The following is a 26698-nucleotide window of genomic DNA, read 5'->3' as shown; positions in this document are numbered from 1 at the left end:
CGGCCCGGTAGTGCTCGGGCGGCGCGTCGAACGATTTCCCGAGCACGATAGGGTATGTGCCGTGAGCACCCCGAACACCCCGTCATCCGGTCGCGCTGCGGGCTCGAAACCCGCGGGGCAAAGCCGTCCTGCCGCAGCGGAAGTCGATGTCCCCGAGCAGATGCGGATTCGCCGGGACAAGCGTGAGCGGTTGCTCGAGGAGGGGGTGCAACCGTATCCGGTCGTGGTTCCGCGCACACATACACTCGCGGAAATCCGGGCGGCCTATCCCGATCTGGAACCCGATACGCAGACCGGTCTGACGGTCGGCGTCGCCGCACGCGTCATATTCGTGCGCAATACCGGCAAGTTGTGTTTCGCCACGCTCCAGGAGGGCGACGGAACCAAGCTGCAGGCGATGATCAGCCTGAACGGCGTCGGCGCCGATGCGCTGGCGGCCTGGAAGGCCGATGTGGATCTCGGTGACTTCGTATTCGTGCACGGCGAGGTGATCTCCTCGCGTACCGGTGAATTGAGCGTCATGGCCGATTCCTGGTCGATGGCCGCCAAGTCGCTGCGCCCGCTGCCGGTCGCGCACAAGGAGTTGAGCGAGGAGTCCCGGGTCCGGCAGCGTTATGTGGATCTGATCGTGCGACCGGAAGCCCGGGAAATGGCGCGCACCCGCGTCAAGGTCGTGCGTGCGGTGCGAAATGCGTTGGAGCGCAGGGGTTTCCTCGAGGTCGAGACACCGATGCTGCAGACCCTGCACGGCGGTGCGGCGGCGCGTCCGTTCGTGACCCATTCCAATGCCCTGGATATCGATCTGTACCTGCGCATTGCGCCCGAGCTGTTCCTCAAGCGGTGCGTTGTCGGCGGTATCGAGAAGGTCTTCGAGGTCAACCGCAACTTCCGCAACGAGGGCGCGGATTCCACGCATTCCCCCGAGTTCGCGATGCTGGAAACCTACGAGGCGTACGGCACCTACGACGATTCCGCGCGGATGACGCGGGAATTGATCCAGGAGGTCGCGCAGGAGGCATTCGGGACGCAGGCGGTCACCCTGGCCGACGGCACCGAATACGATCTGAGCGGCGAGTGGAACACCGTGGAGATGTACCCGTCGCTGTCCGACTCGCTGGGTGTGCCGGTCACTCCGGAAACGACCGTACCGGAATTGCTGGCGCTGGCCGAACAGGTCGGTCTGGAAATTCCGGAGGGCAAGGGCTACGGGCACGGCAAACTCGTCGAGGAACTGTGGGAGCACGTCTATGGCGACAAGCTCTACGCGCCGACTTTCGTGCGCGACTTCCCGGTGGAGACCTCACCGCTGACCCGACAGCATCGCAGTGTGCCCGGAGTGACCGAGAAGTGGGATCTGTACGTCCGCGGCTTCGAGTTGGCAACGGGCTATTCCGAACTCGTGGATCCGGTCATTCAACGCGAGCGGTTCATGGATCAGGCCAGATTGGCCGCGGCCGGTGACGACGAGGCGATGCGGTTGGACGAGGACTTCCTCGCCGCGATGGAACACGGTATGCCGCCGACCACCGGAACGGGTATGGGAATCGATCGCTTGCTGATGGCGTTGACCGGTCTCGGAATCCGAGAAACGATACTGTTCCCAATTGTGCGTCCGGCTGCGCGCTGAGTCGTACCGGATTCATTGCACTGACCCCGGCTTGGAAATTTCCGAATTCGAGGTATTCTCGACTCGGGTATCGGCCTAGTATGCGGGTCGCACGATTTCGAGAGGACGTTCATCTCATGGCAAAGAAGGTCACCGTTAGCCTGATCGACGATGTCGATGGTGAGTCCATCGCGGATGAGACCATCGAGTTTGCGATCGACGGTGTTTCATACGAGATCGACTTGTCCACGACAAACGCGGCGAAGCTGCGTGACGGCCTGGAAACCTGGGTCGCCAGTGCGCGTCGGGTGAGCGGCCGTCGGCGCAGCGGCAAGGCCGCAGTGAGCGCCGGCGCGCCGAAGAGTCGCGTGTCGATGGATCGCGAGCAGAGTGCGGCAATTCGTGAATGGGCGCGCCGCAAGGGCCACAAGGTCTCCGCCCGCGGACGTATCTCCGCGGAAATCACCGATGCGTACAACAAGGAAGTCGGTCGCGCCAGCTAGTTCATCGGCCGCCGGGAAGCCGACGGGTTGTTCCCATTGTGCCGCCGCGGTCCGGAGGAATCGTGCGACATCCGGACAGCGGCGGCGTTTTCATGCATATCGGATATAACCGGTGACCCTACTTGCGGGGGTATCCGCTTTACGATCTTGCTCGTGCTGGGAGGGCGCGGCACCATGGAAACTGTGCAGAATACGTCGTTGGTTCCGATGACCGAGGTGTCGTCACGGTGAGCGGTTTTCGCGGATCGTTCCTGCGCTTCGCCGACGATACAGGTCGTCAACAGGAGTTGACACTCAGTCCTGATCAGCAGCGCATCACCATCGGCCGCTCACCGCAGGCGGATCTGACGCTGTCCTGGGATGCGGAGGTCTCCCGACTACACGCGGCAGTGGAGTATCTCGGCGCGCAGTGGACCATCGTCGACGACGGACTTTCTCGCAACGGCACTTTCGTCAACGGCGAACGTCTCGCGGGCCGCCGCCGCCTCGCCGCCGGGGACCGGATCCGAGTGGGCACCTCGCTGGTGTCCTTCCACGACTACGGCGGCGCGGCCGATGACGCGACGCGTATCTCCTCGGGCACCTTCCCCACGCTGCGCTCACTGACCGATACCCAGCGCGCGGTGCTGATCGCGCTGTGCCGCCCGTACAAGAACAACGCCGGATTCGCCACGCCCGCATCGAATCAGCAGATCGCCGACGAGCTGTTCCTGAGCGTCGACGCCATCAAAACCCATCTGCGCACGCTGTTTTCGAAGTTCGGCGTGGAAGACCTCCCGCAGAACCAGAAGCGAGTCCGCCTCGCCGGCCTGGCCATCCAGAGCGGCATCATCGCCGACCGCGATCTGTAATTCGGCCTCCGCTTCGCTCCGGCGGGTCTGCGGCGCTCTGAGGCTCACCGCTCCGCAAACCTGGTGTTGGTGTTCAACGGGCTTGACGGAATCAGGTGTGCGAATGGTGTTGTGACACGAATGGGTAGTGGTTTTCTCATTCGTGCTTCGAGTAGAACGCGTTCCAATTAGCCTTGGGGTGCGTATCGACTCGGGAGTGCTCATGCGTATACCGCCACCACGTAGGTTGCCCGGATCCTTGCTGATCATGGCGGTGTCGACCGTCTTGTGGGTGGGTGCCGCAGGAGTAGCGGCGGGAGAACCTGCCGCGCCGGGGCCCACCGCCGACTATCCGGTGGATTACGACTTCTTCTCGGGCATCCCCGACGAGTTGGCTCATCCGGGTGGTTCGCTGCCGGGATCCAACGACCGGTCCTGCCGTCCGAGTGCCGCGCATCCGGATCCGGTCGTGCTGGTGCACGGCACGGGCGGTGGGGCGCAAACCAATTGGGGCGTGTACGCGCCGCTGCTGGCCGATGCGGGGTACTGCGTCTACGCGCTGACCTATGGTGCGCTCGATATGCCGTGGCCGCTCTCGGCGATCGGCGGGATGGCTCCGATCGAGGACAGCTCGGCTCAGCTGGCGGCCTTCGTGCACCGGGTGCTGGCGGCCACCGGCGCGGCGCAGGTGGATCTGGTCGGGCACTCGCAGGGCAATCTGGTCGGCAACTATTTCATCAAGCGGCTCGGCGGTGCGAGCGAGGTGAACCGGTTCGTCGCCATCGCCGCGCCCTGGCTCGGCACCTACGGCCCGGTGGCGGATCCGGTGCGCGCGCTCGCCCGCGGGCTCGGCGCGGAACCCGCGGTGGACGCTCTGATCAGCGCGAACCTCTGCCGGTCCTGCGGTGAGATGGCCGGAACCTCGGAGTTCGTGCGTTCGTTCGACGCGGACGGCGTCTACGACCCGCACGTGACCTATACGAATATCGAGACCCGCTACGACGAGGCGGTCGTCCCGTACACCGTCGGCCTGGTCCCCGGTCCGCGCACCACGAACATTCTCGTCCAGGATGGTTGTCCAGCCGACTACTCGGAACATGCGGGTATAGCGGGCAGCGCCCGCGCGGCAACCTTCGCCCTGAACGCCCTGGATCCGGGCCATCCGCGACCGGTGCCCTGTCACTTCATCGCCCCGCTGACCGGTGGATAACTGCGAGGCGTTCCCTGTTCGCTGTGGGCATAGTTGGGACGGAAACGATTACGGGGACCGTCGCGTTATGCATGAATGAGTCGAGTTGTCGCCCGTTCGCAATAGGGTGGACGGACGACGCCCGCGACCCCGGCCAACTAGAGTGGAGGCGGGGGATGCAACCCCAGGGCTTCATGGCAGGCTTGCGCTCAGTCGTCTGAAGCGCCGGATGCCGGAATGTCGGAGCAGGAGAGTGAGGGAGCGATGTTCGAGAGGTTCACCGACCGCGCGAGGCGTGTCGTTGTCCTGGCCCAGGAAGAGGCCCGGATGCTCAACCACAACTACATCGGTACCGAGCACATCCTGCTGGGTCTGATTCACGAGGGTGAGGGTGTCGCGGCCAAGTCGCTCGAGTCGCTCGGCATCTCGCTGGAGGGTGTGCGCAGCCAGGTCGAGGAGATCATCGGCCAGGGCCAGCAGGCCCCGTCCGGGCACATCCCGTTCACCCCGCGGGCCAAGAAGGTGCTGGAGCTGAGCCTGCGCGAGGCGCTGCAACTCGGCCACAACTACATCGGTACCGAGCACATCCTGCTCGGCCTGATCCGTGAGGGCGAGGGCGTGGCCGCCCAGGTGCTGGTCAAGCTCGGCGCCGACCTCAACCGGGTGCGTCAGCAGGTCATCCAGCTGCTCTCGGGCTACCAGGGCAAGGAGCCGGTGGAGTCGGGCTCGCGCGGCGAGTCGGGCACCCCGTCCACCTCGCTGGTGCTCGACCAGTTCGGTCGCAACCTGACCCAGGCTGCGCTCGAGGGCAAACTCGACCCGGTCATCGGCCGCTCGAAAGAGATCGAGCGCGTCATGCAGGTGCTGAGCCGCCGCACCAAGAACAACCCGGTGCTGATCGGTGAGCCCGGCGTCGGTAAGACCGCCGTCGTGGAGGGCCTGGCCCAGGCCATCGTCAACGGCGAGGTCCCCGAGACGCTGAAGGACAAGCAGCTGTACACCCTCGACCTGGGTTCCCTGGTCGCGGGCAGCCGCTACCGCGGTGATTTCGAGGAGCGCCTGAAGAAGGTGCTCAAGGAGATCAACACCCGCGGCGACATCATCCTGTTCATCGACGAGCTGCACACGCTGGTCGGTGCGGGCGCGGCCGAGGGCGCGATCGACGCGGCCTCGATCCTCAAGCCCAAGCTGGCCCGCGGCGAGCTGCAGACCATCGGCGCGACCACCCTCGACGAGTACCGCAAGTACATCGAGAAGGACGCCGCCCTGGAGCGCCGGTTCCAGCCGGTCCAGGTGGGCGAGCCGACCGTCGAGCACACCATCAACATCCTCAAGGGCCTGCGGGACCGGTACGAGGCGCACCACCGCGTCTCGATCACCGACTCCGCGCTGGTCGCGGCCGCGACGCTGGCCGATCGCTACATCAACGACCGGTTCCTGCCGGACAAGGCGATCGACCTGATCGACGAGGCCGGCGCCCGGATGCGCATCCGTCGCATGACCGCACCGCCGGACCTGCGTGAATTCGACGACAAGATCGCCGACGCGCGCCGGGAGAAGGAAAGCGCCATCGACGCGCAGGACTTCGAGAAGGCCGCGCGGCTGCGCGACAAGGAGAAGCAGCTCGTCGCCAAGCGCGCCGATCGCGAAAAGCAGTGGCGCTCCGGTGACCTGGACGTCGTGGCCGAGGTCGACGACGAGCAGATCGCGGAGGTGCTGGCCAACTGGACCGGTATCCCGGTGTTCAAGCTCACCGAGGAGGAGACCACCCGTCTGCTCCGTATGGAGGACGAGCTGCACAAGCGGATCATCGGCCAGGAGGATGCGGTCAAGGCCGTGTCCAAGGCCATCCGCCGCACTCGCGCCGGTCTGAAGGATCCGAAGCGTCCCTCGGGCTCGTTCATCTTCGCCGGTCCGTCCGGTGTCGGTAAGACCGAGCTGTCCAAGGCGCTGGCGAACTTCCTGTTCGGCGAGGACGACGCGCTCATCCAGATCGACATGGGCGAGTTCCACGACCGCTTCACCGCCTCGCGGCTGTTCGGCGCCCCTCCGGGCTACGTCGGCTACGAGGAGGGCGGCCAGCTCACCGAGAAGGTGCGCCGCAAGCCGTTCTCGGTCGTGCTGTTCGACGAGATCGAGAAGGCCCACCAGGAGATCTACAACACCCTGTTGCAGGTTCTGGAGGACGGCCGCCTCACCGACGGTCAGGGTCGCACGGTCGACTTCAAGAACACCGTGCTGATCTTCACCTCGAACCTCGGTACCTCGGACATCTCCAAGGCCGTCGGCCTGGGCTTCACCCAGTCCAACAACGAGGGCTCGAACTACGAGCGGATGAAGCTCAAGGTCAACGACGAGCTGAAGAAGCACTTCCGTCCCGAGTTCCTGAACCGCATCGACGACGTGATCGTCTTCCACCAGCTCACCACCGAGCAGATCGTGGAGATGGTGGATCTGATGATCAACCGCGTCGCCACCCAGCTGCGGAACAAGGACATGGAGATCGAGCTGTCCGAGCAGGCCAAGAGCCTGCTGGCCAAGCGCGGCTTCGACCCGGTGCTGGGCGCTCGCCCGCTGCGCCGGACCATCCAGCGCGAGATCGAGGACCAGCTGTCGGAGAAGATCCTCTTCGGCGAGATCGGCCCCGGCCAGATCGTCTCGGTCGCCGTCGAGGGCTGGGACGGCGAAGGCCAGGGCGAGGACGCCAAGTTCACCTTCGTCGGTCGGGCCAAGCCCGCCAAGCCCGCGGAAGAGGAGGAGAAGCCGGTGGCAGCGCTCGCCGGTGAATCCGCCACCGCGGCCGGAGAGTAATAGGCAGTACCGTCGCACGGCCCCTTCCCGCTTTCGGGAAGGGGCCGTTGCCCATGTCCGGGCGACGTCCGGACCCCGACAGGAAGGCCGAACGCTGAAGGTCACCGTCAGAAATGCCAGGTTTCAGCAGTGGGAGGCGTTGCTGACGAATCGCAACAAGCGGCAGCGGGCCGGGGTGTTCCTGATTCAGGGGGTGCGGCCGATCTCGCTGGCGGCGGCGAACGGGTGGCGGTTCGAGAGCCTGTTGCGGCCGGAGGGCAGGCAGCTGTCCGAATGGGCACGCGGGATCATCCGGGACAGTGACGCGGAGGTGATCGATGTCGCGCCGGAGTTGCTGGCCGAGTTGGGGGAGCGGGGGTCCGGTGAGCCGGAGCTGATCGCGGTGGGTGTGGCCCGGCCCGATGATTTCGGCCGAATCACTTGTGGGCCGGACTTTTTCGGGATCGTCTTCGATCGGCCGATCAGCCCGGGGAACGTCGGCACGCTGATTCGCTCGGCCGATGCCTTCGGTGCGTCCGCCGTCGTGGTCACCGGTCATGCCGCGGATATCTACGATCCGAAAGCGGTGCGGGCGAGTACGGGCTCGCTGTTCAGCCTGCCGGTGGTGCGGGCTCGATCCACCGATGAAGTATCGGCCTGGGTACACGAGCGGCAGCGGGCGGGAACTCCGCTGCGCATCGTCGGAACCGACGAGCACGGCACCGCCGATATCGCCGACTACGACCTGACCGGGCCGCGTTTGATCGTCATCGGCAATGAGACCAGCGGCCTGAGCGCGCGCTGGCGCGAGGCGTGCGACGACATCGTGCGCATCCCGATCGGCGGCGGCGCGAGCAGCCTCAACGCCGCCACCGCGGGATCGGTCCTGCTGTACGAAGCGGCCCGGCAACGCCGCGCCGTTCAGCGCTAGCGCCGCACGCGTCGTTCAGCGCAGGCGATCGAGGATCGGCTGGAACGCCTCGGCCAGTGCGCCCGGGACGATCACCTCATCGATGCCATAGGTGTCGCGGCGGTATTCCAGAACGGCGGCGGCCTCGGCGGGGTCGGCGGGCAGCAGACCGACCGCACCTGCCTCGCGCAGTTCGGCGGCGGTCGGGACCTGCCAGTTGCCCGGCGGCGGGGCCAGCTGATCGCCGATGCCGATCAGTTGACCGGTGAATGCGACCGGGCGATCGGCATTCTCACGCACGGTGGCGATGATCCCGGCCAGGTCCTTCTCGGTGGCGGCGGGATGCAGTGCGGGCAGGACGCGGTCGGCGATCCGCCCGGCTGCCGCGAGCATGCGGGGACCCGAGGCGGCGATCATGACCGGCGGCGCGGGGTCGACCTCGGCCCGCACGGCCGCCACGATCTCGATCAGATGCGTGCGTCGCTCGGATGCCGAACCACCGGGCCTGCCGAGCTTTTCGGCCTCCTGTACCGCATCGGGGCGTCCGATGCCGATGCCCAGTTCGAAGCGTCCGTCGGAAAGTTGTTGCAGCGCGGCGATTTCCCGCACCGCGACCGCGGCCGTTCGCAGCGGCGCCGCGATGACGTTCGGGCGCACGCGCAGGGTCGTGGTCACCGCCGCCGCGGCTGCCAGGGCCGGAAAGGGGGACGCGGTGCGCAGCGTATCGGGCATCAGGATCGTGTGATAGCCCTGTCGCTCAGCGTTTCTGGCGGTCTCCAGCCAGTCCGCCGCCGATCCGGGGGCCTGCATCGTGCCGAATCGAATGGTCATCGAACCTCCTGCGAAAAAATGTCGTGTCTGTCACTCAGCGCCCCGGAACCGGTCGATCATTCCCGGATCGGCGCGGCCGATCCGCTACTGCCAGCCCGGCCGCACCAACCCCGACTCGTAGGCCATCACGACCAGTTGGGTCCGGTCACGGGCGTTGAGCTTCAACAGGATTCGGCTGACGTGCGTGCGGGCGGTCGCGGGGCTCATGAACAGGCGTTCGGCGATCTCGGCGTTGGTCAGGCCCTCGGCGACCAGGGCCATCACCTCGCGTTCGCGGTCGGTCAGTTCGGAGAGCTCGGCCGTGGGCGCGGGCTTCGCGCGGGAGGCGAATTCGGCGACCAGACGGCGAGTCACACCGGGGGACAGCAGCGCATCGCCCTGCGCCACCACACGCACCGCCCGGACCAGATCGGCCGGTTCGGTGTGCTTGACCAGGAATCCCGTTGCGCCCGAACGCATTGCCTCGAAGACGTACTCGTCGAGTTCGAAGGTGGTCAGCACCACCACCTTCACCGCGCTCAATGCGGGATCGGCCGCGATCGCGCGGGTGGCGGCCAGACCGTCCAGCAACGGCATCCGAATATCCATCAGTACGACGTCGGGCGTCAGTTCCCGGGACATCCGCACGGCCTGTTCGCCGTTGTCGGCCTCGCCCACGACCCGGATGCCCTCCTGCGCGTCCAGCAGGGCGACGAATCCGCCGCGCACCAGCGCCTGATCGTCGGCCACCAGAACTCGGATACCGTGGCGTTCGGGGGTCATCGGGGCTCCTGGGGAATCGGAAGACGTGCGGTCACGCGGAATCCGCCGTGGCGCAACGCGATGGCGGACAGCTCACCGTTGAGTGCGTGTGCGCGTTCGAGCATGCCCGGGATGCCGTTGCCGCCCGGGGTTGTGGATGGTTGTGGAGTATTCGCGGGTGCGGTGTTCTCGACCACGACGCGCAGCTCGTCCGGGGAATAGTGCACGCCGACAACGGCACTCGCGCCGGAAGCGTGCCGCAGCACGTTGGTCAGCGATTCCTGCACGATCCGGGCGGCAGCCACGTCCAGGACGGCGGGCAGTCGCACCGGATCGCCGGTCACCTCGGTCCGGACCAGCAGGCCCGCCGAGCGAGCGGGTTCGATCAATGCGTCGAGATCGCCCACCCGCACGGCCGGACTCGTCGGTGCGGCAACGGTTTCCGCTCCCGACCGAATGGATTGCAGCAGCGCGTGCACCTCGCCGAGCGCGTCGCGACTGGCGGTTTTGATCGCGGCCAGCGCCGTCGCGGCCTGTTCGGGTTTGCGGTCGAGCAGTTCCAGCGCCACCGAGGACTGCACGTTGATCAGTGAAAGACTGTGCGCGAGAACGTCGTGCAGCTCGCGCGCGATCGCGAGACGCTCCTGTGTGGCCCGCTGTTCGCGCTGGGCCTGCTCGCGCGCTCGCTCGGCCTGCTCGTTCCGCTGGGCGGCCTCGGCCCGCTGCCGCCGGGCGATCAGCACCGCACGCCGCTGCCGAATCCCCTCGGCCAGCGCCACCAGCACCGACAGCCAGGCGAACAGCCCGATGATCTGCCAGTAATTGGTGGGATGCCCGTGCGTGAACGGCGCCGGCCACACCATCAGCAGATATCCCAGCGGCACGATCGGATAGGTCCACCAGCGCGAACCACGTCGGGCCGCGGCCAGGAACGCGATCGCCAGCGCGATGAAGATCGGGCCGTACCCGTATCCCAGCACCAGATAGGCCAGCGTGACGACCAGCACCGCGTACAGCACCGCGCGCGGATAGGCGCGCCGCGCCAGCAGCAGCACCGGACCCGCCAGCAGCAGCGCATACCCCAGGGCATCCAGCTCCCGCGAGCCGGTCGCGTGCCAGTGCGCATTCGCCTTGGCACCCGCCCCCACCTGGACGACGGCGGCGATCAGCGTCGGCAACAGAACCCGGCCACTGGGTCGCACGCGCGCTTCCACAATCGAACCGTAACGCCGCTTCGTCGGTTCCGGACGCCCCGCGCAGCGAATTACGTCCAGATACGTACGGTCCGATCGCGCCGGTTCCCGGACGTCGGGGCGGGTTGTGTTCGGGTGCACGGGTCCGATCGCGCTGGTGCCGGACGCCACGTGTGGCGCGTGGTATCCGGATGGTCCGATTGTGCCGGTTCGGTCATTGCGGGAGATGGGTTACGTCCGGATACGTACGCCCGGTCACGCTCGTCGGCGGATGTGCCCGGCCAGGTCGCGGGCGGATTCTCGAAGCATGAACGAATCGGATCCCGTAGCGGTCGTGCGCACCGAGGCGCTGACCAAACGCTATGGCACGCACACCGCCGTCGACGCCGTCGGCATGACCGTCGAGGCCGGGCAGATCTACGGCTTCCTCGGACCGAACGGGGCCGGGAAGACCACCACGCTGCGCATGCTGGTGGGCCTGATCCGGCCGACCTCGGGCCACGCGAGCGTCCTGGGGCGGCGTCCCGGCGATCCCGCGGCGCTGCGCCGGATCGGGGTGCTGATCGAGGGGCCGGGCTTCTTCCCGTACCTGTCCGGCCGGGACAATCTGCGGGTGTTGGCGCGTTATCGGGGCTGTACCCGGGACGACGCCGAGGAGGCGCTCGACCGAGTCGGCCTGGCCGCCCGCGGGAACGACAGGTTCCGCGCCTACTCGCTGGGGATGAAACAGCGTCTCGGGGTCGCCGCGGCCCTGCTGGGGCACCCGGATCTGCTGATCCTCGACGAACCCACCAACGGCCTGGATCCGGCCGGAATGGCCGAGATGCGTGAGCTCATCACCGGACTCGCCGCCGACGGGCACACCGTCGTGCTGTCCTCGCACCTGCTCAGCGAAGTGCAGGAGATCTGCGACCGCGTCGGCGTCATCTCGCAGGGCCGCCTGCTCACCGAATCGACGGTGCGCGAATTACGCGGCACGACAACGCTTTTCCTGCGAGCCGAACCGGTGGAACTGGCCTTCCCTGCGGTCCGTGCCGTACTGGGGGATCGCACCGCACTGCTGACCACCGGCGGCATCAGAGTCGATGCCGGTGTGGCAATGGCGCCCGAGGTGGCTCGTGCGGTGGTCGCGTCCGGTGCGGACCTGCTGGAACTGCGCAGCGACGAGCGGTCGCTGGAGGAGGTCTTCTTCGAGTTGACGACGCTGGAGCGTGTGTCGTGACCGGGGTGGAGGCTGTGCCCGCTGTTCGAGACGACGAAGCCGGAGAACCTGTCATGACCGACCTGATCGCTTGCACCCGAGCCGAATTCGCCCGCCTGCGCCGCTGGCCCGCCTTCTGGATCATCCTGGGGACCTGGATCGTGCTGAACCTGGTCTTCGCCTATCTGTTCAACTATCTCGCCTATGCGACGGGTTCGTCGATGCGCATGTCCAACGGGCAGCCTCGGGCGATCCTGTTGCAGCAGATGCTGCCCGCCGCGGTGCCCGAGGTGTTCACGCAGGGTATGGCGATGTTCGGGGGCGCACTGATGCTGGTGCTGGGTGCGTTGGTGACCGGAAGCGGATACGGCTGGGGCACTTGGAAGACCGTCTTCACCCAGGGGCCCTCGCGCGCTAGGGTGGCCGGTGGGACGGTGCTGGCCTTGGCGGTGGTGGTCGTCGCGCTGGTGCTCACCGCGTTCGTGGTCGACACCGGCGTGGCCGCGATCATCGGCACGGTGCAGCATCAGTCGCTCGCGCTGCCCGGTGCCGGACGCTCGCTGCTCGGAATCCTCACGGGTGCAGTGATTCTCGGGATGTGGACGTTGGCGGGCGCGGTGATCGGCGTGCTGGCTCGCGGTCCGGCGCTGGCCGTCGGGCTGGGGCTGGTGTGGGTGCTGGTGGTGGAGAATCTGCTGCGCGGCGTCGCCTCGATCTTCGCGCCGATCCGGGCGATCACCGATCACCTGCCCGGCACCGCGGCGGGTTCGCTCGCCGGCGCGATGCGCACGATCTCCGGGGAGCCGACCCCGGGTGTGCTCGACATCCTCTCGCGCCCCGCATCTTTCGTGGTCCTCGCGGTCTACATCGTCGTCTTCGCGGTCGCGATGATGTGGTTGCTGCACCGTCGCGACATGGCCTGAGCCGCAATCATCGTCGACTCCCGGATGACGTCGAACTCCGAGTAACGTCGATGCCGGACAACGTCGATGCCGGACAACGCCAACCTCCGGTTTGCGGCGCGGCTTGCCGCTCGGACGCGTGGCGGGTGCGAGGAACGAGTACCCGACGCGGGGCCGAGCGGCAAGCCTCAGAGCGCCGCAAACCCGCCGGAGCGAAGCGGAGGCCAAAAATACAGAAAGGACCGTGATGCCAACACGTAGCGCACGCACCGCATGGACCGGAGGACTGCAGGACGGCTCGGGCCGGGTCGAACTGGCCAGTTCCGGAGTCGGCACGTTCGACGTGTCGTTCCCCAAGCGGACGGCCGACACCGCCGAGGGCACCACCAGCCCGGAGGAGCTGATCGCGGCGGCGCATTCGTCCTGTTTCGCGATGGCGTGCTCCGCGGAGATCGGCAATGCCGGCGGCACCGTGCAGAGCCTGGACGTCAACGCGGATGTGACGCTGGGACCGGATCCGGCGGGCGGTTTCCGCCTCAGCAGCATCAAGCTGACCGTCCGGGGCCGGGTGTCCGGACTGGACGCCGCGGGCGCGGTGAAGGCCGCCGAGGCCGCCAAGGCCGGTTGCCCGATCAGCAAGGCGCTGGCCGGCGTCGGCACCATCGAGCTGGACGCGAGCTTCGAGGGCTGAGGCATCGCGCGGGTCGAGCCTGCGCACGGACCGGGCCCCGGCGACATCGCACGCGGGGCCCGATCCACCCGCTACGAACCGGGTGAACAGCGAATTTGCGAACTAGGCGGGCTTGGCCGCGACGTCGAGCACGACCTCGAACTCGAGCAGCGAGGCGCCGGTCGACACCGGCTTTCGGGACGGATCACCCGCGTGCGCCGTCTTGGCCGGGCCGTCCCGCCACGCGGCGAAGGACTCCTCCGAATCCCACTGCGTGACAACGAAGTACCGATTGTCTCCGGCGACCGGGCGCAGCAGCTGGAACCCGAGGAAGCCGGGCGAGTTCTCCACCGCGTGCGCGCGGCCCGCGAACCGCTTCTCCAATTCGGGCCCCGCACCCTCGGGGACCTCGATCGCATTGATCTTCACAACAGCCATGAGGCCATGCTAGCCGCGCAGCACCTGACGCCCGATGGCCCACTTGTGGACCTCGGTGGGACCGTCGTACAGGCGGAAGGCGCGCATATCGCGGAAGATCATCTCCACGACCGTCTCGTCGCTGATGCCGATGCCGCCGAGAACCTGGACGCAGCGATCCGCGACCTTGAAAAGTTCTTCGGACACACTGGATTTGGCGATCGAACTCTCGTGCCGGGCCTTGTGGCCGTTGTCCATCAGCCAGCAGGCGTGCCAGATGGTCAGGCGGCATTGGTGCAGCGCGATCTCGTTGTCCGCCAACAGGAACGACACGCCCTCGTGCTCGCCGATGGGCTTGCCGAATGCGGTGCGGGTGCGCGCGTGCTCGACCGCGATGCTCTGTGCCCGTTCGGCCGCGCCGAGCCAGCGCATGCAGTGCGTCAGGCGGGCCGGGGCCAGCCGCAGCTGCGCGTACCGCAGTGCCTGGCCGGTCTCGCCGAGGACGGATTCCCTTGGCAGCGTGAGGTTCTCGAATCGCACCACGCCGTGCCCGCCGACGTAGTTGCGGTCCATGGTGTTCATCGTGCGCTCGATGACGATGCCGGGAGTGTCGCCCTCGGTGAGGAACAGTGTCGGTCCCTCGGGCAGGTGTGGGTTGGCCTCGAGCCGGGCCATGATGATCCAGGTCTTGGCCCCGTCCGCGCCGGTGATGAGCCATTTGCGGCCGTTGACGGTGAAATTCTCGCCGTCGAAGGTGGCGGTGGTGGCCAGCTGACCCGGATCCGATCCGGCCCCGTCCGGTTCGGTCATCGCGAAGACCGAACGCTGGTGTCCGGTGATCACCGGCATCAGGTACCGGTCGATCTGCTGCGCGTCCGCGACCTTGGACAGCAGGAACATATTGCCCTCGTCGGGTGCGGCGCAGTTCATCGCGACCGGTCCGAGCGTGGACCAGCCCGCCGCCTCGTACAGCACGGCCTGCTCGACGTGGGTGAGTCCGCGCCCGCCCAGCTCGACCGGGGCCTGCACGGTCAGCAACTTCTCCGCTCGCGCCAGCTCCACCAGCTCCTGACGCAGGTCGTCGGTCGGCCCGTGCGAGGTCACCCGGGGATCGCGCTCGTAGGGAACGATCTTGTCGATGACGAACTGCCGCACCCGATCACGTTCGGCGGCGAGGTCGGCGGGAATCGAGAAATCGATCATCTGGTCACCTTCGTTCGTTGGCCTGCGACGAGCATACGACGCATCTCGACACGGACTGACGGCAGACGCCCTCAAATCTCATCGCGCACAACGTCGCACTTCACGGCGCTGATCGGCGAGCAGGATCACGGATACATTCCGCAGTGGATCAGCCCAGGACCTCGGACAGGAAGCGGGTGACCTCGGCGCGATAGGCGGCGGGCTGGTCGTCGTGCACGAGGTGGCCCGCATCGGGAACCAGGACGTGGCGAGCCTGCGGATGATCGGCGGCCATGCGACGCATCTGGCCGGGCGGGGTGATGGTGTGCTCGCCCTCGATCAGCAGGGCGGGCACGCGCACGGCATCCCACTGCGACCAGAAGTCCCGGGTGCCCCACTCCTCGGAGATATCCCGGAAGGTCGTGACCGCGCCGTGCAATCGGTAACCGTCGGGGCCGTGGGCGAAGGCCTGCAGGAAGTAGCGTCCGGCCACCGGACCGAAGAAATCCAGGACCGCGTCCTGGTCCGGGAACGGCTGCGGCCAGGCTTCGATCATCTCCGCCCAGTCCCGCGCGGTGCGGCCGCGGAAGTCCGGAGCCATATCCTCGACCACCAGCGCACGCACCCGGTCCGGATGGGCCGCGGCGAACATCCACCCGTGCAGTCCGCCCATCGAGTGACCGATCACCACCATCGGCTCGGTGATCTGCGCGGTGGCCGTGGCCAGATCCGCCACGAACGCCTCGGTGGTCAGTTCCGGGGGCGCGGGCCGACCGTGTCCGGCCGCGTCGAAGGTGTAGAGCCGCCCGAACGGGCGCAGCCAGTCCAGTTGTGCGCGCCACGTCCGCGCGCTGCCCATGAGCCCGTGCAACAGCAGAATCGGCACACCTGTGCCACCCTCGTCGATCAGCATCGGCTCCGACCATACGGCGGACTCCCTCGGCCGCGTCGGCGGGTGTGAATGTCCTGAATGCGCACGCCCCCGGGATACCCGGCGCCGGTGTCCTAGGATGTTGTCGCACGCAAGAGCGGGTCCCTCGGATCGGCTCGTGCGGCAGGTACACAGCACGTCCGGGGCGGCCTCACGCCGCGTGAGGCCGGGTCGTGCGGAAAGACATCTGCGGTCGGGAACAGCTGCGACGATCCGTCGCGGCGGACCTGTTCGCGCCGGAAGGACACTGCATGAGTTCGGAACTGCACGTGGATGTTTCCGGCGGCGTCGCGGTACTCACGCTCAATCGTCCGGCTCAGCAGAACGCGCTGACTCCGGAGTTGACCGACGAACTCGGTGCGGCCCTGCGCCGTTGCGATGTCGAGGACGCGATCCGCGCGGTCGTGCTCACCGGGACGCCACCGGCCTTCTGCGCTGGCGCGGATCTGTCCCACCGGGTCGGCGAGGTCAGCGCCACCCTCGATCCGCCGCCGTGGCGGGTGCGCAAACCGGTGATCGCGGCGGTCAACGGCCACGCGGTCGGCGTCGGACTGGCCCTGGCACTGCAGTGCGATCTGCGATACATGGCCCGCGACGCGGTGTACGGACTCAATCAGGTCCGTCGCGCAGTCCTGGCCGACGGCTATGCGCACTGGACGCTGCCCCGGCTGGTCGGCATGGCCAATGCCGCGGACATCATGCTCACCGGCCGCACCTTCGACGGCGAGGAGGCCAAGTCGATGGGCCTGGCCAACGGCTGCCTGCACGGCTCCGAGGTGCTGCCGACCGCTATGGCCGTCGCACACGACATCGCGGGCGGATCCGCACCGCTTCCCGCGGCGCTGTCCAAACGGCTGCTGTGGGAGGGCCTGGGAATGACCCAGGAGGCGGTCGGCCGGATGGAGACCGAGTTGAACGGCTACGTCGGGCGGAGCCTCGACGGAGGTGAGGGGATGGCCGCATTCCGCGACCGCCGCCCGCCCCGATGGACCGGCAGCATCAGCAGTGAATGGCCCGCCTGGGAAGTGCCGTCCGAGCCCGAGCGTCCCGGACTGGACTGACGACCCGGTTGGTTCAGGCGCGTCCGCCGAGGACCATCAGCAGGAAGACGATGGCCACCAGGACCATCAGGACTGTGCCGATGATGCCCAGGACGTATCCGACGAGTATCTGCGAGCGTCCGCCGAGCGTGGCGCCGTAGGCGTGATTGAGCTGATCGGACTGCTCGATCTGATTCAGCGCCTGCTTACCCAGGACCCACGCAACCGGACCCAGTGCGCCGCAACAAAATATGCTCAGGATGCCGAGCAGCAGCACGGTCGTCGCGTGCGGGTGCTCGACCGCCGGACCGACCGGTTGATCGGGCAGCTCTCCCCAGTAGGGCTGCTCATTCCACATGGACACCGTCCAAGTCTACGGTGACACGGGCCGTTTCATCGGCCGGACGCGCGCCAATTCACCTCGACCCGCCCGTCCGCGGGCGCAATTCCCCTCCCGGACGGGCCGATTCGGCTCGGTCAGGACCGGCGCTGACGTGCGATGTCGGCCAGTACGACACCCGCCGCGACCGACGCGTTCAGCGATTCGACCGGCCCGGCCATCGGGATGCTCAGAATCTCGTCGCAGGTCTCGCGCACCAGCCGGGACAGGCCCTTGCCCTCCGAACCGACCACCACGACCGTCGGTGCGGTGCCGTCGAATTCGTCCAGGACGGTGTCCCCGCCCGCGTCCAGGCCGACGATCTGCACGCCGGTCGAGGCCCAATCCTTCAGTGTGCGAGTCAGATTCGTCGCACGCGCGACGGGCAGCCGCGCCGCGGCGCCGGCGCTGGTCCGCCAGGCCACCGCCGTGACGCTCGCGCTGCGCCGCTGCGGAATCACCACGCCGTGTCCGCCGAAGGCGGCGACCGAGCGGATGACCGCACCGAGATTGCGCGGATCGGAGATGTTGTCCAGCGCCACCAGCAACGCGGGTTCGCCCGAGCCGCGGGCGGATTCGAGCAGATCGTCCGGATGGACGTACCGGTACGGCGGCACCTGCAGGGCCATGCCCTGGTGTAATCCGTTGGAGCTCATGCGATCCAGGTCGGTGCGCGGCACCTCCAGGATCGAGATACCGGCGTCGGCGGCGAGTTTCACCGAGGCGGTGAGCCGTTCGTCGTTCTCGGTGCCCACCGCGACGTACAGCGCCGTCGCCGGGACGCCGGCGCGCAGGCACTCCACCACCGGATTGCGGCCGAGCACCAGTTCGGGTCCATCGGCGTTGCGGCGTCCGGCAACCCGGCCGCCGCCCGAACCACCGCCGGATTTGGCCGCGGCCTTGGCCGCCGCGGCGGCCCGCTTGGCCGCGGGATGGTATTTGCGCTCGGTCGCGGGCGGGGTCGCGCCCCGGCCCTCGAGTCCACGACGACGTTTCCCGCCGGACCCGACCACCTGGCCCTTCTTGGTGCCGCCCTTGCGCACCGCACCGCGCCGTTGCGAATTGCCTGCCATCAGTTCGCCTTTCGTGCCGTCGGTGACACCAGCGACCATTCGGGGCCGTCGGGTGTGTCGGTGACCTCGACCCCCGCCTCGTGCAGCCGATCGCGCACCGCGTCGGCCTCGGCCCAGTCCTTCGTGGCGCGGGCGTGCTGCCGGCGCTCGAGTTCGGCGCGCACCAGAATCTCCAGCGCGTCGTTCGCCGAGGAGGAATCCTGCGGCCCGGACCAGTGCGGATCCAGCGGATCCACACCCAGGATGCCGAGCATCGCACGCACCTGTCCGGCCGCCTCGCGGGCGGTGTCGGTCGCGGCGGATTCCAGGGCCTTGTTGCCCTCGTGCACGACCCGATGAATTTCGGCCAGCGCCTTGGGAATTCCGAGATTATCGTCCAGCGCCTCGGCGAACGCGTCGGTCCACTTGCCGACCGGAACCTCGCCCAGGCGTTCGGTCGCGCGGCGGACGAACGCCTCGAGCCGCTGATAGGTCTGGGCCGCATCGCGCAGCGCCTGATCGGAGTACTCCAGCATAGAGCTGTAGTGCGCACTGCCCAGATAGAACCGAAGTTCCACGGCCCGAACGTTTTCGAGCACATTCGGCACGGCCAGGGTGTTGCCGAGCGACTTGGACATCTTCTCCCCGCCCAGGGTCACCCAGCCGTTGTGCAACCAGTACCGCGCGAAACCGTCACCGGCGGCACGGGATTGGGCGATTTCGTTCTCGTGGTGTGGGAACACCAGATCCATACCGCCGCAGTGGATGTCGAATTCCGGGCCGAGATAGAACCCGGCCATCGCCGAGCATTCCAGATGCCAGCCGGGGCGGCCCGGACCCCACGGCGAGGGCCAGGTCGGCTCATCGGGTTTGGCGGCCTTCCACAGCGTGAAGTCGCGCGGATCGCGTTTCCCCTCGCCCGCGCTCTCACCCTGATGCACGTCGTCGAGCTTGTGCCCGGACAGTGCGCCGTATTCGGGATAGCTGCGCACATCGAAGTAGACGTTCCCGGACGAGGCGTAGGCGTGACCGCGGTCGATCAGCCGCTGCATCATCTCGACCATCTGGGTGATGTGCCCGGTCGCGCGCGGCTCCACCGACGGGGGTAGCACGCCGAGTGCGGCATAGGCGCGGTCGAAGGCGCGCTCGTGCGTGGCGGCCCACTCCCACCAGGGGCGGCCCGCCGCGGCGGCCTTGTTCAGGATCTTGTCGTCGATATCGGTGACATTTCGCACGAATGCGACGTCGTAACCGCCCGCGACCAGCCAACGGCGCAGGACGTCGAACGCGACTCCACTGCGGACGTGTCCGATATGCGGCTCGCCCTGCACCGTGGCGCCACAGAGATATATCGACGCTCGGCCGGGGACCAGAGGCGTGAAATCACGCAGGGTCCGCGTCGCGGTGTCGAAGAGGCGCAGAGTCACGACCAGCCATCCTACTGTCAGGAATTTTGCATGAGGTACGGGGCAGGTGCCGGGTACGGGATATCCGGCAGCTCAGGGGTGCGGGCGAGTTAGTTACGACAACTCAGCAACGCGGTGGCGACCGCCGCTACACCCTCGCCGCGGCCGGTGAGCCCCAGACCGTCGGTGGTCGTGCCGGACACCGAAACCGGTGCACCGAGTAATTCTCCCAGGACATCTTGCGCCTCGCTACGGCGAGGTCCGATCTTGGGACGATTGCCAATGATCTGCAGGGCCGCGTTGACGATGGTGTATCCGTCCTCGGCCAGCAGCCGGCGGACCTCGCGCAGCATGTCCGCACCGGACACGCCGGCCCATTCGGGCCGCCCGACGCCGAATACCGCGCCCACATCGCCCAGTCCGGCGGCCGACAGCAGCGCATCGCACAGCGCGTGCGCGCCGACATCACCGTCGGAGTGACCGGCACAGCCGCTCTCGCCCTCGAACAGCAGCCCGGCCATCCAGCAGGGACGGCCGGGTTCGATCGGGTGCACATCGGTGCCGATACCCACGCGCATGGCGGCCGGATCGGTCATCGCGTCACCGTGTTCAACTGTTCGAAGATCTCGGTGCGGCCGGGAGTGTCGCGCTCGGCCAGCAGGGTGCGGGCCAAGCGCAGATCCAACGGGGTGGTGATCTTGAACGCCAGCGGATCGCCGGGAATCACGCGTACGCGCGCGCCGAAGGCTTCGACCAGGCCCGCGTCGTCGGTCGCGTGCATTCCGGCGGCATAGGCGTCCCGCAGGAGTTGGCCGTCGAAGCCCTGGGGAGTCTGGATCGCGCGCAGAACCGAGCGATCGGGGGTGCCGGTGACCTCGCCGTCGGCGTCCACGGATTTGATCGTGTCCGCGACCGGCAGACCCGGTACGACGGCCGGGCAACCGGACTTCAGTTCGGCCACCACCCGCGCGATCATCGACGGCGGCGTCAGGGCGCGCGCGGCGTCGTGCACGAGGAAATGGGTGGCCTGCGGTGCGGCGGCAATTCCGGCGCGCACCGAATCGGTGCGTTCCGCGCCGCCGGCGACCACGCTCACCGGTACGGGGCATGCCGGTTCGGCGCGGTGACCTAGCAGAATTCGCGCCTCGTCGAGGAGTTCGGCGGGCGCGGCGATCACGATGTGGTCCACGACTCCGGACGCGATCAGGCCGTCGGTAGCGAGTGTGAGCATGGGGCTGCCGCCGACCGGGACGAACGCCTTGGGCATGGACTCACCCAGGCGAACGCCCCGACCGGCGGCAGGCACCAATGCCACGACACGACTGGTGTCGTGCAGTTGGTTCACGATCAGGAGGCCGCTGCGAGAACCTCGTCGAGCAGAGTCTCGGCCTTGACATCATCGGTGCCCTCGGCGAGGGCGAGTTCACCGACGAGGATCTGACGGGCCTTGGCGAGCATGCGCTTCTCGCCGGCGGACAGGCCGCGATCCTGTTCGCGCCGCCAGAGATCACGCACGACCTCGGCCACCTTGTTCACATCGCCGGAGGCGAGCTTCTCCAGGTTGGCCTTGTAACGCCGAGACCAGTTCGTCGGCTCCTCCGTGTGCGGCGCACGTAGCACCTGGAAGACTCGATCGAGACCCTCCTGGCCCACGACGTCACGAACGCCGACGTATTCGGCATTCTCGGCGGGAACCCGTACGGTGAGATCGCCCTGGGCGACCTTCAGGACCAGATACTCCTTCTGCACACCCTTGATGGTGCGAGTCTCGATAGCTTCGATCAGCGCCGCTCCGTGGTGGGGGTAAACGACGGTGTCTCCGACCTTAAAAATCATGTGTCCCGTGCCCCTTTCGATGCTCACAGTTTAACATGCGACTCGATAACGGCGCGATCAACGACGCAGGTCAGGGCCACAACAGCCGGGCGCTGGGGGTTGACAGAACCAAAACGTTGTGCATCCTGTTGTGCCAGAACAAGTTACGGCCGGGCCCGTGCGCGGCGGGGGTGGCGCGGGAAACCGTCAGGGCCCCGTCGATCCGCGCGCCCGGACAACTATTACGCTCCGTACTACTACTCTGCATCGTGGAGTGAGCCCGGTCGACATGGAGGACAACCCGTGACTGCCCTGAAAGCCACCACAGCGTCCCAGGCGCGCCGCAGCGCCGTGCGCCGCAGTGCTGTTGCAGTTGCCGCGCTGGCAGCGGGTGCCGCACTCGCACTGTCGGGCTGCAGCTCCGGCCAGATCGCGCAGACCGCGCGGCAGGTCTCGGCGGTGAACGGCAATACCGCCAACGTGGGCGATGTGGCGCTGCGCGATGTGCGCATCCTGCTGCCGCAGTCCGAGGAGTACACCAACGCCAAGGGCGGCAAGGCGCTCATCGCGTTCAGCGTCGTCAACGAGGGCGCGTCCAAGCCCGACGAGCTCAGCAGCATCACCACCGACCTTGGCACCGTCGAGGTCACCCCGGCTGATACGACCCTGGAGCCGGGCCGGACCGTCGTCGCGGGCGGCCCGCAGGCCGTGCAGTCCAACGCGCCGGCCGCCTCGACCACCACCACGGCGCCGTCGTCCGGCACCGCCACCACCACGCCGTCCACCTCCGCGTCGGCGGCGGCCACCAGTAAGCCGGCCGCCGGTGCGGCCAAGCCGATCCTGGTCGAGATCTCGGGTCTGACCAAGGACATCACCCCCGGGCCGACCTATCCGGTGACCTTCAACTTCAAGGAGGCCGGGACCGTTCTGGTGAACGTTCCGGTCGACGGCGGCAGCGCCCCGAACAACGCGAGCTGATCCGGGGCGGGAACCGGTCCGTCGGCGGCCCGAGCAGTCGTGACGCACAGCGCGGCCGGACGGGGAACGCGGAGTCTGTCGGAGTCGATCCCTAGGCTGCGCACGTGCCCAAGGTGAAATCGCTCTACCGCTGCTCCGCCTGTTCGCACGAGGTCGCCAAGTGGGTGGGACGCTGTCCCTCCTGCGGTGAATGGGGTTCCATCGGTGAGCAGGCCGCGGCGCCCGCATCGGTCGCGACCGGGCGGCGGGCCCTGCTGCCCTCGACGGCCGCCGCACCGATCTCCACCATCGATTCGAAGGTCACCCGTGCCCGGCCGACCGGCGTGAGCGAGTTGGACCGGGTGCTCGGCGGCGGCGTGGTGCCCGGTTCGGTGGTGCTGCTGTCCGGCGAGCCCGGCGTGGGCAAATCGACGTTGCTGCTCGAGGTGGCCCACCGCTGGGCGCGTCATCGGGAGGAACGCGCACTCTATGTGACCGCCGAGGAGTCCGCCGGGCAGGTGCGGTTGCGCGCCGATCGGACCGGCGCGGTGCACGAGCGGGTCTACCTCGCCGCCGAATCGGATCTGGCCACCATTCTCGGGCATGTCGAGCAGGTGCGGCCCTCGCTGCTGGTGGTCGACTCGGTGCAGACCATGCTGGCCGCGGATGCCGAGGGCGTGATCGGCGGGGTGACGCAGGTGCGCGCGGTGACCGCGGCGCTGACCTCGCTGGCCAAGGCCAGCGGTATCGCGGTGCTGCTGGTCGGGCACGTCACCAAGGACGGCAATGTCGCCGGTCCGCGAACGCTCGAGCATCTGGTCGACGTGGTGCTGCAGTTCGAGGGCGACAAACATTCCACGCTGCGCATGGTGCGCGGGGTGAAGAATCGCTTCGGCAGCGCCGACGAGGTGGGCTGTTTCGAACTGCACGACGACGGCATCGCCGGTGTGCCCGATCCCTCCGGACTGTTCCTGCACCATCGCGCCGATCCGGTGCCGGGTACGGCGATCACCGTCGCGATGGACGGCAAACGTCCGCTGCTGGCCGAGGTGCAGGGGCTGACGGTGTCGACGCCCGCGCCCGCGCCGCGCCGGGCGGTCAGCGGTCTGGACTACAACCGGGTTTCCATGGTGCTCGCGGTGCTGCAGAGCCGATGCCACGTCTACCTCGGCAAACACGATGTGTACGCGGCCACCGTCGGCGGTATGCGGCTGACCGAGCCGGGTGCGGATCTGGCTGTCGCGCTGGCGATCACGAGTTCCGAGCGGGGTATCTCGCTGCCCGGCGGGCTGGTGATCCTGGGTGAGGTCGGGTTGGCCGGTGAGGTTCGGCGTGTCACGGGGGCCGGGCGTCGCCTCGCCGAGGCCGAGCGGCTAGGTTTCACTGAGGCGCTGGTGCCGCCGGGCGTGGATTGCTCCGGCCTGTCCATGCGGGTGCGCGAGGTGGCGAATGTGCGTGCGGCAGTTGCGTTGAGTGGTTTGTCGAAGCGAGGGGGCGAACATGCGGAGGCTGCCGAATGAACCCTGGCCGTTGGGTCACCAATCTGCTCGGCAAGCCCGCGATGGGCGGCGAGCATTCCAATTCCGCTGTGGTGCACTGCGATAGCGGGCATCTCGCGTTGCGCGACGTGATCGCCCGGCTGGTTCCGGGCACGCAGTTGCGCGACGGTATCGATCGGATCCTGCTGGCCCGCACCGGCGCGCTGATCGTGCTCGGGCACGACGAGCCGGTGGAGCGGATCTGCGACGGCGGTTTCGAACTCGATGTCGAGTTCTCCCCGACGCGTCTGCGCGAACTATCGAAAATGGATGGCGCAGTGGTGCTTTCGACCGACGGCGGGCGCATCCGGCGGGCCAATGTGCATCTGGTCCCCGATCCCGCGCTGCCCACGGTGGAGACCGGCACCCGGCACAAGGCCGCCGAGCGCACCGCGGCGCAGACCGGCTATCCGGTGATCTCGGTGAGTCGCTCGACCGGGATCGTCACGGTGTATCTGGGCGGTCTGCGGCATCTGGTGCAGCCCTCGCAGTCGATTCTCTCGCGCGCCAATCAGGCCATGGGCACGCTCGAGCGCTACCGTTCGAGGCTGGACGAGACCGCGCGGCTGCTGTCGATCGTGGAGCTGGAGGATTTCACCACCCTGCGCGATGTGCTGTCCGTCCTGCACTGCCTGGAACTGGTGCGCCGGGTCGGCCGCGAAATCGATTCCGACGTCGGTGAACTCGGTATCGACGGCCGTCAGCTGGCCCTGCAGCTCGCCGAACTGGTCGGCGAGACCGACACCCTGCGGCGGCTGCTGGTCCGCGACTATCTGCGGGCGCATCCGGTGGACGAGGCGAATGTCGACGCGGCCCTGCTCGAACTGGACGGTCTGCTCGAGGTGGATCTGCTGGATCTGGTGAACCTCGGCCCCGCGCTGGGCTTTCCGGCAACTCTCGAGGCTCTGGACACCGCCGTGTGCCCGCGCGGTTACCGGCTGCTCGCCGAGATTCCGCGAGTCTCGTTGAGTAGCGTGGAATCCGTTGTCGCGGTGTATGGTTCGCTGTCGAGCCTGCTGTCCGCCACCGCCGACGAACTGGAAACCCTGGACGGCATCGACAATCAGCTGGCCCGCCAGATCCGCGAGGGGCTGTCCCGGCTCGCCGAATCCGGCGGCGTCTGAGCCGAATCGCATCAGGAGATGTTGAACGTCTCGGGGGAGCTGCGGACGGAACCGAACTGGGCGCTGACGGCGTAGGCGCCCGCCGGGACGGGGACGCGGTCGCCCGCGCAGTTGGGCTGGGAGGTGGTGCCGGACCAGGTGAGGGTGAAGGCCGCCTGCTGACCGCCGTTGAGAGTGCGCACGTCGGGCTGGCCGCCCTGATCGCAATCGGTACTGGTCCACAGGCGGCGCTGGCCGTCGAGGGATTGCACCGAGACCTGCTGCAGACCCGAGCCCATATCGCGGGAGCAGGCCATGGTCGAGATATTGGTGATGACGATCCCGAACACCGGCTTGTCACCCGCCTTGTAACTCGGCTGCCCGACGGTCACCTTCACTGCCAGTGATTGATCCGGGCAGGCGGCGGGTGCGCTGGCCGCGGTGGCGTTCACCGTGCCCGACGGCGTCGCGCTGGCCGAGGCCGCCGCGTCGGGGGTGGACGTCGCCGCGGGAGTGGTCGTCGCCGAACCGGCCGCGGGCCCCGCGGCGTTCGCGGAGGTGGACGTCGCGGCGGCCGTCGAGCCCGACGAGCCGCCGCCGTGCAACAGCATGATCGCCAGCCAGATGACCAGCGCCAGCGCGATCACGATCGCGCCGATGGCGAACACGCGACGACGCCAGTAGATCTCCGGCGGCAGTGGTCCAGTCGGTTCCAGCACGACACCACGGTAAGGGCACCATCGGGTGACCCGCCGCTCAGCTGCGCGGCGTGTCGGTATGGAACAGCTGTGGAACCGGGTACATTTCGCCGGATCTACGGCCGGTTCAGACCGTTTCGCCGATGTTGCCCACCGAACGGTGCAGGTGGGCCCGGCCGTCGGCGAGTTTGTAGGTCACCGAGGCGATCGCGCACTGACCGGTGGCGACGCGCTGGGAGATGATCATCGAGCGCTGCATGAGCAGTCGGCTCGTTTCCACGACGTGCCGGGCCTCGAGCTCGTCCACGCCGGTCAGGCCCTCGCGGCGGCCGAGCAGGATGGAGGGGGTGACTCGTTCGACGAGGCTGCGGATGAAACCGCCGGGGACGTCGCCGCCGTCGAGCGCGTTGATGGTGGCGGCGACCGCGCCGCAACTGTCGTGCCCGAGCACCACGATCAGCGGTACGTTCAGGATCTCCACGCCGTATTCGATGGATCCGAGGACCGAGTCGTCCAGCACATGCCCTGCGGTGCGGACCACGAACATATCGCCGAGGCCCTGGTCGAAGATGATTTCGGCGGCCACGCGGGAGTCGCCGCACCCGAACAGGATCGCCGCCGGCTGCTGACCGTGCACGAGTTTGGCCCGGTCCGCGCTCCCCTGACCGGGGTGCTGCAGGTTACCGCTGACGAACCTGTCGTTGCCCTCACGGAGGGTCTTCCAGGCGGTGATCGGGTTGGTTTGAGGCATGCGTCCCATTTTCCATGCGCTTGCGGTTACCGGCCAGTCCGCATGGTTACATCCCGGCAAATG

Annotated in this window: 27 protein-coding genes; 13 read left to right on the top strand and 14 right to left on the bottom strand. The window is 67.8% G+C overall.

Annotated elements, in window-relative coordinates:
- The first annotated feature begins 160 nt into the window (after positions 1-160).
- The 6 genes from lysS to ON40_RS30555 all read left to right on the top strand — a co-directional run bounded on the left by lysS (position 161) and on the right by ON40_RS30555 (position 7849).
- A complete protein-coding gene (gene lysS, locus ON40_RS30580; RefSeq protein WP_040828330.1) occupies positions 161-1627 on the top strand; it encodes a lysine--tRNA ligase in 1467 nt (488 codons plus the stop codon).
- A gap of 116 nt (positions 1628-1743) precedes the next feature.
- Complete coding sequence (locus ON40_RS30575; RefSeq protein ID WP_040828329.1) at positions 1744-2109, top strand: histone-like nucleoid-structuring protein Lsr2; 366 nt, start codon at positions 1744-1746, stop codon at positions 2107-2109.
- 227 nt (positions 2110-2336) lie between these two features.
- Positions 2337-2960: an FHA domain-containing protein gene (locus tag ON40_RS30570; protein WP_040828327.1), complete on the top strand. Its 624-nt coding sequence runs from the start codon at positions 2337-2339 to the stop codon at positions 2958-2960.
- Positions 2961-3207: 247 nt separating this feature from the next.
- The gene (locus ON40_RS30565; protein ID WP_040828499.1) at positions 3208-4149 is read left to right on the top strand and encodes an esterase/lipase family protein; all 942 of its coding nucleotides are present in this window, start codon (positions 3208-3210) and stop codon (positions 4147-4149) included.
- 243 nt (positions 4150-4392) lie between these two features.
- Complete coding sequence (locus ON40_RS30560; RefSeq protein WP_040828498.1) at positions 4393-6939, top strand: ATP-dependent Clp protease ATP-binding subunit; 2547 nt, start codon at positions 4393-4395, stop codon at positions 6937-6939.
- 94 nt (positions 6940-7033) lie between these two features.
- Positions 7034-7849 (top strand): TrmH family RNA methyltransferase, encoded by an 816-nt coding sequence (locus ON40_RS30555; RefSeq protein WP_040828497.1) that lies wholly within the window; start codon positions 7034-7036, stop codon positions 7847-7849.
- A 15-nt stretch (positions 7850-7864) separates the two neighbouring features.
- Here ON40_RS30555 and ON40_RS30550 read toward each other — a convergent pair whose 3' ends face one another.
- From ON40_RS30550 to ON40_RS30540, 3 genes are all read right to left on the bottom strand, one after another.
- Positions 7865-8659 carry an LLM class flavin-dependent oxidoreductase gene (locus ON40_RS30550; protein WP_040828326.1) on the bottom strand — a complete coding sequence of 265 codons (795 nt, stop codon included), beginning with the start codon at positions 8657-8659 and terminating at the stop codon, positions 7865-7867.
- 84 nt (positions 8660-8743) lie between these two features.
- On the bottom strand, positions 8744-9421 hold the full coding sequence (locus ON40_RS30545; RefSeq protein WP_040828325.1) for a response regulator transcription factor: 678 nt from the start codon (positions 9419-9421) through the stop codon (positions 8744-8746).
- Entirely contained in the window at positions 9418-10614 is a 1197-nt protein-coding gene (locus ON40_RS30540; protein WP_040828496.1) for a sensor histidine kinase, read from the bottom strand. The genes ON40_RS30545 and ON40_RS30540 overlap by 4 nt, the downstream gene beginning before the upstream one ends.
- A gap of 286 nt (positions 10615-10900) precedes the next feature.
- Between ON40_RS30540 and ON40_RS30535 the strand changes: the two genes are divergently transcribed.
- The 3 genes from ON40_RS30535 (at position 10901) to ON40_RS30525 (ending at position 13387) form a co-directional block, all read left to right on the top strand.
- The gene (locus tag ON40_RS30535) at positions 10901-11815 is read left to right on the top strand and encodes an ABC transporter ATP-binding protein (protein ID WP_040828324.1); all 915 of its coding nucleotides are present in this window, start codon (positions 10901-10903) and stop codon (positions 11813-11815) included.
- A 53-nt stretch (positions 11816-11868) separates the two neighbouring features.
- Entirely contained in the window at positions 11869-12717 is an 849-nt protein-coding gene (locus ON40_RS30530) for an ABC transporter permease subunit (protein ID WP_040828323.1), read from the top strand.
- 226 nt (positions 12718-12943) lie between these two features.
- Positions 12944-13387 carry an OsmC family peroxiredoxin gene (locus ON40_RS30525; protein ID WP_040828322.1) on the top strand — a complete coding sequence of 148 codons (444 nt, stop codon included), beginning with the start codon at positions 12944-12946 and terminating at the stop codon, positions 13385-13387.
- 102 nt (positions 13388-13489) lie between these two features.
- On the opposite strand, the gene ON40_RS30520 is transcribed toward ON40_RS30525, so the two are convergent.
- From ON40_RS30520 to ON40_RS30510, 3 genes are all read right to left on the bottom strand, one after another.
- Positions 13490-13804, bottom strand: a complete 315-nt coding sequence (locus ON40_RS30520; protein WP_040828321.1) for an antibiotic biosynthesis monooxygenase family protein — start codon at positions 13802-13804, stop codon at positions 13490-13492.
- 9 nt (positions 13805-13813) lie between these two features.
- Positions 13814-14986 (bottom strand): acyl-CoA dehydrogenase family protein, encoded by a 1173-nt coding sequence (locus tag ON40_RS30515; RefSeq protein ID WP_040828320.1) that lies wholly within the window; start codon positions 14984-14986, stop codon positions 13814-13816.
- Positions 14987-15134: 148 nt separating this feature from the next.
- The gene (locus ON40_RS30510) at positions 15135-15878 is read right to left on the bottom strand and encodes an alpha/beta fold hydrolase (RefSeq protein WP_040828319.1); all 744 of its coding nucleotides are present in this window, start codon (positions 15876-15878) and stop codon (positions 15135-15137) included.
- A 269-nt stretch (positions 15879-16147) separates the two neighbouring features.
- On the opposite strand from ON40_RS30510, the gene ON40_RS30505 reads away from it, so the two are divergent.
- A complete protein-coding gene (locus ON40_RS30505; protein WP_040828495.1) occupies positions 16148-16957 on the top strand; it encodes an enoyl-CoA hydratase/isomerase family protein in 810 nt (269 codons plus the stop codon).
- Positions 16958-16970: 13 nt separating this feature from the next.
- Here ON40_RS30505 and ON40_RS30500 read toward each other — a convergent pair whose 3' ends face one another.
- The 6 genes from ON40_RS30500 to carD form a co-directional block, all read right to left on the bottom strand.
- The gene (locus tag ON40_RS30500) at positions 16971-17294 is read right to left on the bottom strand and encodes a DUF4190 domain-containing protein (protein WP_040828494.1); all 324 of its coding nucleotides are present in this window, start codon (positions 17292-17294) and stop codon (positions 16971-16973) included.
- A 119-nt stretch (positions 17295-17413) separates the two neighbouring features.
- A complete protein-coding gene (rlmB, locus tag ON40_RS30495) occupies positions 17414-18388 on the bottom strand; it encodes a 23S rRNA (guanosine(2251)-2'-O)-methyltransferase RlmB (protein WP_040828493.1) in 975 nt (324 codons plus the stop codon).
- A complete protein-coding gene (gene cysS, locus ON40_RS30490; protein ID WP_040828318.1) occupies positions 18388-19794 on the bottom strand; it encodes a cysteine--tRNA ligase in 1407 nt (468 codons plus the stop codon). Before cysS ends, rlmB begins: the two co-directional genes overlap by 1 nt.
- Before the next feature lie 89 nt (positions 19795-19883).
- Positions 19884-20351 carry a 2-C-methyl-D-erythritol 2,4-cyclodiphosphate synthase gene (gene ispF / locus ON40_RS30485; protein ID WP_040828492.1) on the bottom strand — a complete coding sequence of 156 codons (468 nt, stop codon included), beginning with the start codon at positions 20349-20351 and terminating at the stop codon, positions 19884-19886.
- Positions 20352-20365: 14 nt separating this feature from the next.
- On the bottom strand, positions 20366-21118 hold the full coding sequence (gene ispD, locus ON40_RS30480; RefSeq protein WP_373281994.1) for a 2-C-methyl-D-erythritol 4-phosphate cytidylyltransferase: 753 nt from the start codon (positions 21116-21118) through the stop codon (positions 20366-20368).
- Positions 21119-21120: 2 nt separating this feature from the next.
- Complete coding sequence (gene carD / locus ON40_RS30475) at positions 21121-21609, bottom strand: RNA polymerase-binding transcription factor CarD (RefSeq protein ID WP_019931623.1); 489 nt, start codon at positions 21607-21609, stop codon at positions 21121-21123.
- Between the two features lie 282 nt (positions 21610-21891).
- On the opposite strand from carD, the gene ON40_RS52190 reads away from it, so the two are divergent.
- The 3 genes from ON40_RS52190 to disA all read left to right on the top strand — a co-directional run bounded on the left by ON40_RS52190 (position 21892) and on the right by disA (position 25207).
- On the top strand, positions 21892-22566 hold the full coding sequence (locus tag ON40_RS52190) for a copper chaperone PCu(A)C domain-containing protein (RefSeq protein ID WP_063713115.1): 675 nt from the start codon (positions 21892-21894) through the stop codon (positions 22564-22566).
- A 104-nt stretch (positions 22567-22670) separates the two neighbouring features.
- Positions 22671-24065, top strand: coding sequence for a DNA repair protein RadA (gene radA / locus ON40_RS30460; protein ID WP_040828316.1), 1395 nt, complete (start codon positions 22671-22673; stop codon positions 24063-24065).
- Between the two features lie 41 nt (positions 24066-24106).
- On the top strand, positions 24107-25207 hold the full coding sequence (disA, locus tag ON40_RS30455; protein ID WP_051193768.1) for a DNA integrity scanning diadenylate cyclase DisA: 1101 nt from the start codon (positions 24107-24109) through the stop codon (positions 25205-25207).
- 11 nt (positions 25208-25218) lie between these two features.
- On the opposite strand, the gene ON40_RS30450 is transcribed toward disA, so the two are convergent.
- Positions 25219-25905: a hypothetical protein gene (locus tag ON40_RS30450; protein ID WP_040828315.1), complete on the bottom strand. Its 687-nt coding sequence runs from the start codon at positions 25903-25905 to the stop codon at positions 25219-25221.
- Between the two features lie 106 nt (positions 25906-26011).
- Entirely contained in the window at positions 26012-26635 is a 624-nt protein-coding gene (locus ON40_RS30445) for a carbonic anhydrase (RefSeq protein ID WP_040828313.1), read from the bottom strand.
- Between the last annotated feature and the right edge of the window lie 63 nt (positions 26636-26698).

This window comes from Nocardia jiangxiensis NBRC 101359 (assembly GCF_000308615.1).
In the GTDB taxonomy this organism is placed as follows: Bacteria; Actinomycetota; Actinomycetes; order Mycobacteriales; family Mycobacteriaceae; genus Nocardia; species Nocardia jiangxiensis.
Note: the sequence above shows the minus strand (reverse complement) of the source record. Positions and strands in the feature narration are given on the sequence as shown.